Annotated in this window: 8 protein-coding genes; 4 read left to right on the forward strand and 4 right to left on the reverse strand. The window is 35.4% G+C overall.

Going from position 1 to position 12,066, the window contains the following annotated elements; genetic code table 11:
* Positions 1-27: 27 nt before the first annotated feature.
* From EG359_RS05575 to EG359_RS05590, 4 genes are all read right to left on the reverse strand, one after another.
* Entirely contained in the window at positions 28-984 is a 957-nt protein-coding gene (locus tag EG359_RS05575) for an HlyD family secretion protein (RefSeq protein WP_076352065.1), read from the reverse strand.
* 11 nt (positions 985-995) lie between these two features.
* Positions 996-2,414, reverse strand: a complete 1,419-nt coding sequence (locus EG359_RS05580; protein WP_076351164.1) for a TolC family protein — start codon at positions 2,412-2,414, stop codon at positions 996-998.
* 331 nt (positions 2,415-2,745) lie between these two features.
* Complete coding sequence (eco, locus tag EG359_RS05585) at positions 2,746-3,234, reverse strand: serine protease inhibitor ecotin (protein WP_076351162.1); 489 nt, start codon at positions 3,232-3,234, stop codon at positions 2,746-2,748.
* A 43-nt stretch (positions 3,235-3,277) separates the two neighbouring features.
* Positions 3,278-9,205 carry an alpha-2-macroglobulin family protein gene (locus tag EG359_RS05590; RefSeq protein ID WP_076351160.1) on the reverse strand — a complete coding sequence of 1,976 codons (5,928 nt, stop codon included), beginning with the start codon at positions 9,203-9,205 and terminating at the stop codon, positions 3,278-3,280.
* 18 nt (positions 9,206-9,223) lie between these two features.
* On the opposite strand from EG359_RS05590, the gene EG359_RS05595 reads away from it, so the two are divergent.
* The 4 genes from EG359_RS05595 (at position 9,224) to EG359_RS05610 (ending at position 12,028) form a co-directional block, all read left to right on the forward strand.
* Positions 9,224-9,979, forward strand: coding sequence for a UbiA prenyltransferase family protein (locus EG359_RS05595; protein ID WP_076351158.1), 756 nt, complete (start codon positions 9,224-9,226; stop codon positions 9,977-9,979).
* 3 nt (positions 9,980-9,982) lie between these two features.
* Positions 9,983-11,062 carry a DNA replication/repair protein RecF gene (gene recF, locus EG359_RS05600; protein ID WP_076351156.1) on the forward strand — a complete coding sequence of 360 codons (1,080 nt, stop codon included), beginning with the start codon at positions 9,983-9,985 and terminating at the stop codon, positions 11,060-11,062.
* Positions 11,063-11,175: 113 nt separating this feature from the next.
* Entirely contained in the window at positions 11,176-11,727 is a 552-nt protein-coding gene (locus EG359_RS05605; protein WP_123867277.1) for a hypothetical protein, read from the forward strand.
* Positions 11,728-11,734: 7 nt separating this feature from the next.
* Positions 11,735-12,028 (forward strand): hypothetical protein, encoded by a 294-nt coding sequence (locus tag EG359_RS05610; RefSeq protein WP_076351152.1) that lies wholly within the window; start codon positions 11,735-11,737, stop codon positions 12,026-12,028.
* Positions 12,029-12,066 lie beyond the last annotated feature (38 nt).

Here is a 12,066-nt window from a genome sequence, read left to right on the forward strand (position 1 = left end):
GAAATGTCCATCATGTTTCTTTTCAGATTATTTCAGGATAACATTAGCATTCACCAAAAGGTTTTTTGCTTTATTCATATCCTTAGGTTTTACCTTAATTTCATAGATAGCATCCTGCAACTGATAGTCAGGATAAGCAGTGGTAATATCCGCATATCTTGTCAACTGCTTGATATAAACAATGCTTCCCTCCAGATTTTCTTTGTTATAAACCACCTGCATATTAACATTCTGCCCTTTTTTATATTTTGAAATAGCACTTTCAGGAACAGTAAACCTGAAATAAGTACTTTCAGGAATATATCCGTTGAAAAGCGCAAAACCAGCTGTTGCCAGTTCTCCGGTATTCAAGCTTATGGTTTCTATATCCATGTCATTGGTTGCAATGATGTATCTTTCAGAATATGCTACATTAGCTTCCTGTAAAGCTCCCTTAGCCTGGGAAGCCTGCCCAGCCGCCATTTCTACCTTTTCGAAACGGGTTCCTCTGTTCACATCATCCAATTCTGCTACCACGGCATCATACTGAGCCTTTGCCCCTTGAAGTTTTGCATACACCTCATCGTGTGCCTGCGGAGACATTAAACTGTCACGAAACATGTTGTTAGCTCTTCTGTAGGATTTTTGCGCAAAGTCATACTGCTCCTTCAATCCTTTATATTTTGCCTGAAGCTGTCTCAACTGATCGGGTGTTGCTCCATTTTTAGCCATTTGTTCCTGGGCTGTAGCAGCATTTACGGCACCTTGTGCCTGTGCTATTTTAGCTGAAACCTCCGGAACATCAAGCTGTGCCAGCGTATCTCCTTTTTTTACAGTTTGTCCTTCAGAAACGTATATTTTTAAAATTCTTCCCGTAACCTTTGGTGCAAAAGAGATCACATCTTTTTTGGTCTTTCCTTCCGGTTCCTTTATTTTTTCATTTTTTTTGTCGCAGCTTCCCAATAAAAACAGAGAAGCAATGAGTACAGCTATATTTTTATGCATCATTTTAATTTTTAAGGGATTAAATAAAATTTGGTGATATCCAGCTCCTGAGTAGATCTCATCAGCTCTATTCCTGCTCTTCTCTGGTTGAAAATTGCGTTCTGGTAATCCAGTTCTGCTGCTTCGAGATCATTTTCTGCATCAATAAGCTGTGATGATTTACTCATTCCGTATCTAAATTCTTTTTCAGCCTGCACCAATGCACTTTTTGCTAATTCTTTTTGTTTAGCCTTTAATGTAATCTGTGCGGTAGCAATATCATAATTGGTTTGATTGTTTGCCAAATTCAGGCTTAACTTTTTCAATGCATCTTCTTTCTGATTCTGCAATACTTCTTTTCCAACCTTTGCTGTTTCTTCGGCATGCTTCCCTTCTTTTCCGTCAAAAATCTCCCATTTGAATCCAATTCCTGCTGTAATTAGTGGGAAAACATTAATGTTATTAGGACTCCAATCCAGCTTTTTACCTTCATATCCAAGTACCGGAACTGCCGGAACTACATTTTCAGAGCTTTTAATTCGGTTTCCGTAAAGCCCGATATAGTATGCAGAAGCCATCAGTTGCACCTTTGGGATCATCCATGTTTTTTCTGCCTTTATTTTATAATTTGCGGCATTAATCCCATGTTCCAAAGCACGGATTTCAGCTCTTTGCTCTATTCCTTTTTCTGCGGCAAGCAATTCTACAGGAGACAATGTAGGATCTATCATTCTCAAACGATCTCTATTAATTCCTGTTAAAATATAAAGCTGGGTAAGAAGCAATTCTTTTTTGCCTTCATATTCTACCACCTTTGCATCTAAAGTTGCCTGGGCCAGTTCTATTTTTTTATGATCGTAAGGAGTGATTAAGCCGTAACCTAATGCCTTATCTGCTGTCTTTTTATTAATATCAAGTCTTTTTTTACTTTCGTCAAGAACCCTTTTAGACTGATGAATCAATGCCAGCTGATCGTAGGCTTTAGAAATAGTAGCCATAACCTCATCTCTGGTTTTTTCCAAGAGAATATCCTCAGATTTTTTCTTTTCTTCAACTGCTTTTTTAAGGTACTTCACCTTTCCTCCGGAATACAGAAGCATTTTGGCATCTGCCTTGGCAACACCTGAAAATCCGGATACATTGAAGTTATTGTTGAAAGTTCCCTCGGGGATATTAATAAAGGGAGCCAGATTAATTTCTGGTGACGTCAGTCTTGCTGTTCCGTTAAGATAGCCTGCCTTACCGCTTAGTTCCAGGGTAGGAAGAAAGATATCTTTTAGTTTATGCTCGTCGAGATCGGTAAGTTTATTTTGGGTAATCTGCATTTTAAGGTTCGAGTCCCGAACCATAGCACTATCCAGAAGTTCTTTAAAATCCGGCGCAGACTGTGCCCAGCCAAAAGCAGGAAAAGCAAAAAAACTAAACGTAAAAATCAATAAATTGTTTTTCATGGTTTATGTTTATAACAAATATAATGCAAAAATTGTTAAAATGCTCACAGATTGTCAAATATAAACATGTATTTACAACAAGTTTAAAATACGTTTAAGTATAAAGCTCTTTAAAATAAAGCCTTATCAAAACCGTTTAAATCTTAATTAAAAACAAAAAAACTTGAAAAAAAATTTAACTCCACTTTTACTCATTCCTTTTTTTACTATCTCAGCCTAATAAGGAGAGGCATTATCGTATAATATTAAATAAAAACCTGATTGTTCATCGAAAATGAAAACTCCCCACATCACTGTGAGGAGTTTTCTATATAATTATAATAAGCTGATTTTACTTTTGAACTGCTTTTTTCATTGCAGCATCGGGACGTAAAACTCTGTAACGTACTTCTATATCTTTTGGAACATAGAATACCAATGGTAATTTACTGTTGTATCTTATGATTTCCGGTTTAAGGGTAACGAACTTTTTAGTTAGTTTTTTATCCAGACAAGCCATTAATGTTCCTCCGGTTTCACCTTTAGATTCTACTTCATAATAGTTATATCCCCATCCCTGAAGATCCTGAGTTTTCATCTCTCCCATCAGGAAGTAGTTGTTACAATCCAACATTTTCTCAGCACCTACAAAAACTTCAACTTTTAAATCATTTTCATTTTTCGCTACGGGTAACTGAATATATACTTGCTTGTATCCTTCTTTAGCTTTTGGGAACATTTCAATTTGCAGTTTTTCAAACTTTTGAGCTTTCGTTTGTCCGAAAGCACTTACTCCTGCCATCAATACCAATCCTGTAATTAAAGTTTTTGAAAATTTCATTTTATTTGGTTTTAAATTTCACTTACCTCCCTATAGCCAAAAATCATTCCAAAATCTGAACACCTGTTCCTTTTGTATGTGCATTCATTTGCGGCGCATAGTAATTTTGCATCGTTGTAATTCCGTTTGAGAATTTACCTGATGCATTGGCCACTACATCGTACTCAAATACATATTTTCCTTTTGGCATGTATTGGATATAGAAGTTTGTAGAAGCATCTTTCGTAGACTGATAATACCCCAGATTATTTTTCCATTGATATCCGGACAATGCTTCTAATGGTTCGAATCCTGCAGCACGCATGTCTTTAATGTGAATAAATTCCATGGCACGATCTGTATTCAATATCATTCTTACCGTTACCTTATCTCCTACTTTCAGTGGTGTTTCCGGTGAAATCTTCTGAAGTTCTTCCCCGTTTACGGTTTTCACTTTTTTATAAAGTTCCTTGGTTACGGAAATATAATTTTCGGATGATTTTATTTTATCCAGATCTTCGTAATACTGCCAGAATAATCCTCCCTGAACAATTCCAGGACCTGGTTTTGTAACCGTTACTGTTGCCAGATTTTTGTCTACAGTTTCTGTTTTCACAGCTGATTTCACATAACCTGTTGCCTGAGTTTGAGGAGCAAGCTCTTTTCCGCCCCAAATGATTGTTGCTTTATCACTTTCTGCGCCTGTCCAAGATTTCCCTGAGTTTAGGATCGTAAAGATCACTTCTGAAGTTCCTCTTGAGCTTCCCCATGAATTTACTTCTTTCTGGGTTATCAGCCAGATCTTCATCTCCTCAATAAAGTTCTGATCATTAGAATTCAGCTTATTGAAAGCTTCCAAGGCTCCTGCATGGTTGACAACTTTTGAACCGAACCAACCCCAATCATTGAGATTCTGTTTCCAGTAAACACCTTGTGTTTTGGTATCTGTAGAGGTTTCTTTAAGGTAAGTCATCAGTTTATCCGATACCTCTTTCATTCCGTAGTCATTCATTAATAAAGCAGCACGGTGAAGTCCGAAGAATGTAAAATCAGTGATCTTAGCCGTTTTTGCTTGTTGCTTCACGAGAGATTTCAAGGTGGCACCTTTTCCTTTTAAAGGATATTGCTTTTCCCAGTAGTTTCGGGTATCAAGATACTCAAGAACCCAATTGCTCCATACATTTACTTTTTTAGTATCTGAATATTTACTGATTTCAGTATCCACATACTGAGTTAATTTCGATACCAGTTCTTTTTGTTCCGAACCTTGATAATCCTCTACATTATCTTTTAACCAGGAATTGATCTTTCCAAGGCTTTTAAGGATGTACAATGATGTTCCGTAAGAACTTGGATATCCCGGATACCATGAGAATCCACCATCTGGATTTTGTAATTTTTTAAACTCATCCCAATCCTGATTGATAGAGTTTTTCATTGTATTGGTATCAAACAAGAGCGCCAGTTTCTGCATTTGTTCATTCTCATTCTTACTGTCCAATACCCAAGGTGTTTCTTCCAGTAGCAGTTGTTTCAGTTCCTGATTTTTTTCAAGGTTTGAATTTAATAATCCTTTGCTTTGATATTCTTCGAAAATGGTTTTCATTTTCGGATTGGCCTTAAATATTTCTGAAGCCAGTACATCTGCAAACCATTTGTTGAAGATAACATCTGCAGAACTATTTTGGTCACTCTTCAAGCTAGGAAGAGCGAACATAATTTCCCAGATTGGATTGGTAGTCAATTCCAATGTATTGGAGACATTTGAAATTGTTGTTGAAGTAGCATCTTTAAGGTTATCCAACACAAATGTTTTGGTTTCCCCTTCTTTTACAAAAACAGGAACAGCATCGGTAACCAGCATTCTGTTCGGTAACACGGCAACTGCCTGTTGTTCTCCATCAGAATAAGCTCCTGCTTTGGCAACTACTTTTAAAATAATCGAAGAAACATTGTTTGGAACCTTTAGCTTCCAGGTTAATGCTCCGTTTCCGTTTTCGGCCAAATCAAAATTTTGAACTCCTGAAGCTGCACCAAATTTTGAAGAGATATTTTCGTTTGTGAATGCATCCAGAATTTGTAATTCTGCAGAGCCACTCAGCTTTTTATCGGTAAGGTTTGACAATTTTGACTGTAAGTTCAATTCATCCCCTTCTCTTAAGAATCTAGGATAGTTTGGCGTTACAGAGAATTCTTTCTGTGTTACCACTTCTTTTTCTAGAGTAGCAGATCTGGCATCCTTGGTATGAGCAAGGAACATCAGCTTCCATTTTGTAAGAGCTTCCGGTGATGTGAACTCAAAGCTTACATTTCCTTCTGCATCTGTTTTTAGATTCGGGTAGAAGAATGCTGTTTCATTTAGGTTTTGGCGTACAGGCACTTTATCTAAAGATTCTTTTTGTTGGGACTGTTCTACAGCTGCATCTGCAGCAACACTAATTCCCGCCACTGAGCCAGCAAATGATTCCTTTTTTTGTACACCAAGTGCCATTACAACAACCTCCTCAATATCTCTAGTAGTAACAGTATCTTTAGATCTGACAGAAAGTGCCGGAGGAACAGCTCCACGTTTTCTTGGGCTTCTTACAGCATTTTCACCTAGATTATAGTATAGGCTGCCATCAAACCAGTTAAAATTAGGAACGTCAACATATATACCATTATAGTATTCCTGTCTTTTCTGATATCTTTTCTGCAACAGATAATCCTGCATAGTATAAGATGAAATCATAGTAAATGGTGTGTATAACTTCTCCCAGTTATAATCATTTTTAGCAAACTGATCCAGAGACATATCATACATATTGGCCAATACCTCTGCATTTACTTTTTCCTTGTCATTTCCGGTAACTTTAATGGTCCATTTTTCTTTTGAATTAGGTTCCAGTTTATCTCTAAAAGTAACTGTTTGTATTTTTAAAGGCTTCTCTGTATCTTTTATTTTTAGGGCTGCACTCTGTGTTTCCACATCGTTAAATGCAACCAATTGAAACTGAAGGTTAAGTTCTGATACACTCTTCTCTTTTGGAATATTGGCGGTATACTCTAAAATTCCATTTTTCAGCTGATGGGTTTCTGAAATGGTTTTTCCAGATCCATCCTGAACAAAAACATTTACCAAAGCATCAGGAATCGCAGAATACACATAAACTTTTGTTTTCTCACCTCTTGTTACTTCATCCTTTGGAGCAATTACCGTAAGGAATGTTTTTTGAGACGGTTTTAGTAAATTTTTATCCCAAACACTGAAATATTGAGCTGATCTTATGGTATCCTTTCCTTCAATATTGAACAATTCCAGCTGATAATCTCCGGCTTCCAGCTTTCCTAAATCAAGGCTAGTCGAAAGTTGAGTGTTATCCGTTGACGCCGGTTGTTGTCTATCCGTAATTACTTTTTCTGTTTTCCAGTTTTTAATCTCATCATTTTTATCAAACATGTCGTGTGGAAACTTGCTGATAAATTCATTTTTTGAATATTTAGGTAAATTCTGAACCTCAGATTTAAAGTTATTTCTAAAAATTCTGTCCAGAGCTGCCAGCTTTGACAACTTCACCTGATATGGTTTTTTAAGATTTTGTTCGTTATAGTTTTTTGTTTCTACTTTAAGTTTCACATTTTCATCACTGAAAGCATTTTTAACATCATCTGCTTTAATGTAATGAGAAACTGAAGCCACACTCAGCTGTGTATTGGCAGACTGTGTTTCACCATTAATATCTGTAACAGAGGCATTGATTTCATAATTATCAATCTGTATTCCCTCTAGTTTTTCATCTTTCTTTAGATCCAGACGAATAACAAATTCTCCTTTTTCATTGGTTTTAGCTTCTCCCAGAATTGAGTTTTCATTATCATCACCTCTTGGATACCACCAGAAATATCTCCATCTGATATTATGTTTCTTGATCTCGTAGTTCACCGTGGTATTGCTTAATGCTACACCAGAGAACATCATAGCTCTCCCTTTAAGCTCTATGGTTTGGCCATATTTATATTCGTCTTTTACAGGTTCAAAGGTTACTTCAAACTTTGGTCTCTTGTATTCCTCTACCCTGATATCTTTATACCCATCGCTTTCACCATCCGTATTCAGATAGAAAACCCCATTTAGTTTTCCTTTTGGTAAGGTAAAACTTCCATGATAAGATCCAAATTCATTGGTCGTAAATTTTTGTGAAGAAACTTCCTGATTATTGGCATCCAATAAGGTTATTTTTTGCTGTAATCCTGAAACTACAGACTCTATTTCCTTATTCAGCTGTGTATTCACTACCTTGAAGTATACAATCTGCCCCGGTCGGTATATGGCTCTGTCTGTGAAGATTTGTGCCTTTGTACGGGATTCTTTGTTAGGATTGTAATCTTCCGTATTAGTTCTGTTTCCATACACCTGCATGATCTGAAAATCATTCGTTTTAGGTTGTTGGATAAGGAAAGTTCTATAATATTCTTTACTAGCAGTGACAGGAAGCTGGAATACTCCTTTTTCATTGGTTTTGCCCTCAATTTTGTTAACCGAGTTATTACCTGCAAATTCATGAAAAGTAAGGTTTTCACTTATGACAGGTTTTCCGTTTTCACTGTTAACCAATTTCAATTCATCAGACAGCGAGTTTCTTGAAGATTTGTTTTGATAAATGATTTTGCTTCCGGAAACAATGAAGTAAAAATTCTGTTGAGAATCAACATCATTAGTTTTATCATTTTCACCGCCCACTGAATATTCTACAACATAAATTCCTGACGGAAGTGGTTTAATTTCCAATGAAGTTTTATGAAGCTTATAATCCTTAGCATCTGAAAGCTGGTAGTTTTCTTTTTTCACCAGACTCTTTTTTACATTTTTGAAGTTCGTACTTCCATAGGAATTCTGTACATACTTCATCAATGATGTAAAATCTTCTTTTACTTCATAAATGTTTAATGAAAAATCTGTAACATTTTGATATTCTGCTACAAAATGAATGGGTAGATTATTTTGAGTCTGCTTTTCATATTTAATGGTTAACGACGGATTTTTAATCTGTGTTTCCTTACTTTTAATATTTCCGATGAAAGGAGACTTCGGATACTCGCTTTTTGCCTGTTCTGCAATAGCAAGTGCTTCCTTAAATTTATCTTTCATGACAAGTTCAGTCATGATATCTTCCATGATCACCACTTTGTAATCTCCTTCTACATTAGATTTAGCAAGATTCTGAAGCTGTTCAAGCTTATCTTTACATTGATTGAAGTTGCAGTTCTCAACCAATTTTTCTTTCATAAAATACAGCTTGGAATTTCCGTTGTTTGAGGCAATCAAGTCATCGAAGATGGCAGTAATTGAAGTACGGTTTTCTGTAAGCTCATTTTTGGTAAAAAGATTATTCTCTGATAAAAAGCTAATTTTTTTAAGTGCATACCAATCATAAAGACTTGGGAAGTAGGCAATATCCTTTGTCCCAGAAAACAACGTCTTATACTTTTCCAATGAAGCCTTTTTCAGTTCCTGTTTCTGTTGATCCAGTTCCTGGTAGCTTTTGGTTAAATAATTTTTAAAATCAAGCTTTGACCATGTTTCAATCTGTGAAACATCCTGTGTATTGATATTGGTTCTCCCATTGATTTTCCAATAATTCTGGTTGTAGTAATCCAGAAAAAAGCTGTTCAGAAGAACTTGATAAACGAGTTTCTCTTCTCCTTTCAGTTTTCCCTCAGCATCCTGAAGTTTACTGAAGAACTTTGAAGCCGAATCATTCTTTTCATCGTCTACGGTTTGCTTTACAATGCTGAACTCTGCTTTCAGGGAACGGATCAGCTGAATTGTATTATTTTCTTTCATGGCTTTGTTTTCTAGGTCCAAAATAATGGGAAGATTAGATTTATAAGCTCCTTTCTGACTATTTTCTGCTATCTTTTTCCACTGGTCATCGTAATATTTCTGTGCAAAAACCGGTGAAAAGCCTAGCGATAAAAGCGAAAGCATAAATATCTTGGAAAATCTTTTCATATATATTAAATTTGATAAATGAACATTTTAAAAATACTGAAAAAATCCGTTATAGACAGTCAAGTTTACGTATCCTTAATGGGAACACTTTTTGCAGTATTTTTCATGAAAGAGCAAAACACATTCCGTTTGCCTACTGTTCTTCTAATTTTCATTACCTATTTCAGTGGTTATCTTTACACTAAGTATCAATATACAAAGCATTTTTTCAAAATTCTGGTTTTAAATGCGGTTGCTGGAATTATCTGCGCTTTTCTGATCATTCACAATCATAATGAAATAAGACTGTTAAAGTGGTTTGTAATTGTTGTTTTAGGATTGCTCTACAACAGCTTTTTTCTTGATGTTTATATCCGAAAAATTCCTTTGCTAAAAGTATTTTATGTAGGATTGGTCTGGGCATTGGTTAACTGCTGGCTCACCCTTCCGGAATTCAGTCTGCCCATTTTCCTGATCAGCTTTTTCTACATCACGGCATTGGTACTTCCATTTGACATTCGGGATATGAATAGTGATACTGTACAGACTTTCCCCATGTTAATAGGCATTCAAAATACAAAATACATTGCCTATGCCCTTGTCTTCATAAGCAGCCTTATAGGTGTTTTTTACCTTAAGCCTCTTTATGCCATTTCATTTTTTTCATCTACTATTATCACTTATATTCTTATTTATTACTCTGAAAATAAAAGAGATGACGCTTATTTTTCATTCGGTGTGGAAACTTGTTCAGCACTTCCTTTTTTATTTTTACTAATAATGGAGTATTTTTGACGAATGATTATCAAGAAGCTTTCCCTTTACAATTTCAAGAACCACTCTGAGAAAAAGTTTGAATTTTCCCCGCAAATTAACTGCTTTGTGGGTAATAATGGTGCGGGAAAGACTAATATTCTGGATGCACTGCATTATTTATCAGTAGGTAAAAGCTTTTTGGGAAATACAGATTTGAACAACATCAAAAAGGAAGAAGATTTTTTCACTATTGATGCTGAAATTCAGAACGAAGATAGTGAAGATATCATTAGAATTACCCAGCCTAAGGAAGCCAAAAAAGTCATCAAAAAAAATGATAAAAGCTATGACAGACTTGCTGATCATATTGGGTATTTACCCAGTGTAATGATTTCACCTTATGATTCCAATCTTATTTCAGACTCTGGAGAAAGCAGAAGAAAGTTTTTGGATTCCATGATCTCTCAAACGGATTCCGAATATCTTTTTGATCTGATACAATACCAAAAAACCATTCAGCAGAGAAATGCTTTATTGAAATATTTTGCCAAAAACAGAACCTGGGACAAGGATTCTTTAGAAATCTACGACGAACCGATCACTCGATTTGGAACAAAGATTTTTAATAAAAGAAAAGTATTTGTAGAGCAATTAAATCCTATTGTACAGAATTTTTATCAAATTATTTCCGGAGGAAAAGAGACGGTTTCAGTTATCTATGAATCTCATTTACTTGAAAATACTTTTGTAGCGCTTTTAAAGGAAAGCATTGAAAAAGACCGTATGCTTACCTACACATCCAAGGGGATTCACAAGGATGATCTTCTTTTTGAAATGGATCATGTGCTCATCAAGAAAATTGGTTCGCAGGGACAGCAGAAATCATTCCTTATTTCACTTAAACTTGCTCAGATGAGTCTTGTTAAGGAACTTACAAAGAAAACCCCAATTCTTTTATTGGATGACATTTTTGACAAACTTGATGATACCAGAGTTTCTCAATTAATAGAATTGGTAAATAAGGAAAGCTTTGGACAGATATTCATTACGGATACTCACAGGGAGCGAACTGAAAGTGTCGTAAAAAAAATAAATGAGGAAAGTATTATATTTGAGGTATGATCTCAAGGGTATTTATCATCGTATTTTCACTGTTTTTCACGTTTTCGTTCAGCCAAAAAAAGAAGAAAGCGAAAGATTTGCTTGCTGAAATCCACAGGTATCAACATGGTGAAATGAATACAGACTTTAAATCTATTCCTTTACAGAAAAGAATGTCTAGATTTCCGTTTGATAAGGCTGCCAAGGTTAAAATTATTTCCTACAACCTAAACTATAAAGGAGCAAAGGGTTATACACCGCCTCCCCCACCGCCGGTAACTAAGCAGGATTCCATTAATCTGAATACGTATTATGAGAATCTTAAAAAATATAAATCTGTTGAGATAGAAGACCTTATTAAGGAGAGCAGCCCTAAAGGTATACAAGAGTCAAAAACCCTTACATTCACTGAAATTTCTGAACTTAGTGATGTTCTGTTTAATACCTGTCACAAATATTATGTATCTTATACATCTCAAAGCGGATGTTTTTTCCCTAGGAATGCCATCTTGTTTTATGATGAACATGATAAGGTTTTTGCTTATTTTGAGATTTGTTTTGAATGCTCCGGAATAGAATCATCTCCAAAAGATATGATGGATTCTTTCGAGACCTGCGAATTTCTTTATCCTGATCTGGAGAAGTTTTTTAAAAATAAAGGTTTAACCACCAAATACGTACCGTAAAAGTAAAATGAAGAAGAAAAAACGTGAATATCAATCCTCTGAACTTGTAAAATCTTTTGCAAGAATCTATGGCTTTGAAGATAAACTGATAGCTTTTGACATTAAAGACTTTCTTGAGGACTATCTTGATGAAAGCCTTTTCCGTGAGATCAAAAGTGTGAATATTGAAAATAAATGCATCATTATTAAAATTGATTCTCCATTACTTAAAAATGATTTTAAAATGCGTAAGACCTTCTATCTGAAGAAATTCCAGGATAAATTTGGAACAGAACAGTTTCATGATCTTCAGATATTCTAGAATTTCCCCTGCTCGTCTATGCTGTAAGTAAGAATTAT

Source organism: Chryseobacterium joostei (assembly GCF_003815775.1).
Classification (GTDB): domain Bacteria; phylum Bacteroidota; class Bacteroidia; order Flavobacteriales; family Weeksellaceae; genus Chryseobacterium; species Chryseobacterium joostei.

Excerpts from the sequence above, each read along its gene's own strand:
- EG359_RS05575 (WP_076352065.1), bottom strand. The coding sequence starts at position 984 with ATGCATAAAAATATAGCTGTACTCATTGCTTCTCTGTTTTTATTGGGA.
- EG359_RS05580 (WP_076351164.1), bottom strand. The coding sequence starts at position 2,414 with ATGAAAAACAATTTATTGATTTTTACGTTTAGTTTTTTTGCTTTTCCT.
- eco (WP_076351162.1), bottom strand. The coding sequence starts at position 3,234 with ATGAAATTTTCAAAAACTTTAATTACAGGATTGGTATTGATGGCAGGA.
- EG359_RS05590 (WP_076351160.1), bottom strand. The coding sequence starts at position 9,205 with ATGAAAAGATTTTCCAAGATATTTATGCTTTCGCTTTTATCGCTAGGC.
- EG359_RS05595 (WP_076351158.1), top strand. The coding sequence starts at position 9,224 with ATGAACATTTTAAAAATACTGAAAAAATCCGTTATAGACAGTCAAGTT.
- recF (WP_076351156.1), top strand. The coding sequence starts at position 9,983 with ATGATTATCAAGAAGCTTTCCCTTTACAATTTCAAGAACCACTCTGAG.
- EG359_RS05605 (WP_123867277.1), top strand. The coding sequence starts at position 11,176 with ATGAATACAGACTTTAAATCTATTCCTTTACAGAAAAGAATGTCTAGA.
- EG359_RS05610 (WP_076351152.1), top strand. The coding sequence starts at position 11,735 with ATGAAGAAGAAAAAACGTGAATATCAATCCTCTGAACTTGTAAAATCT.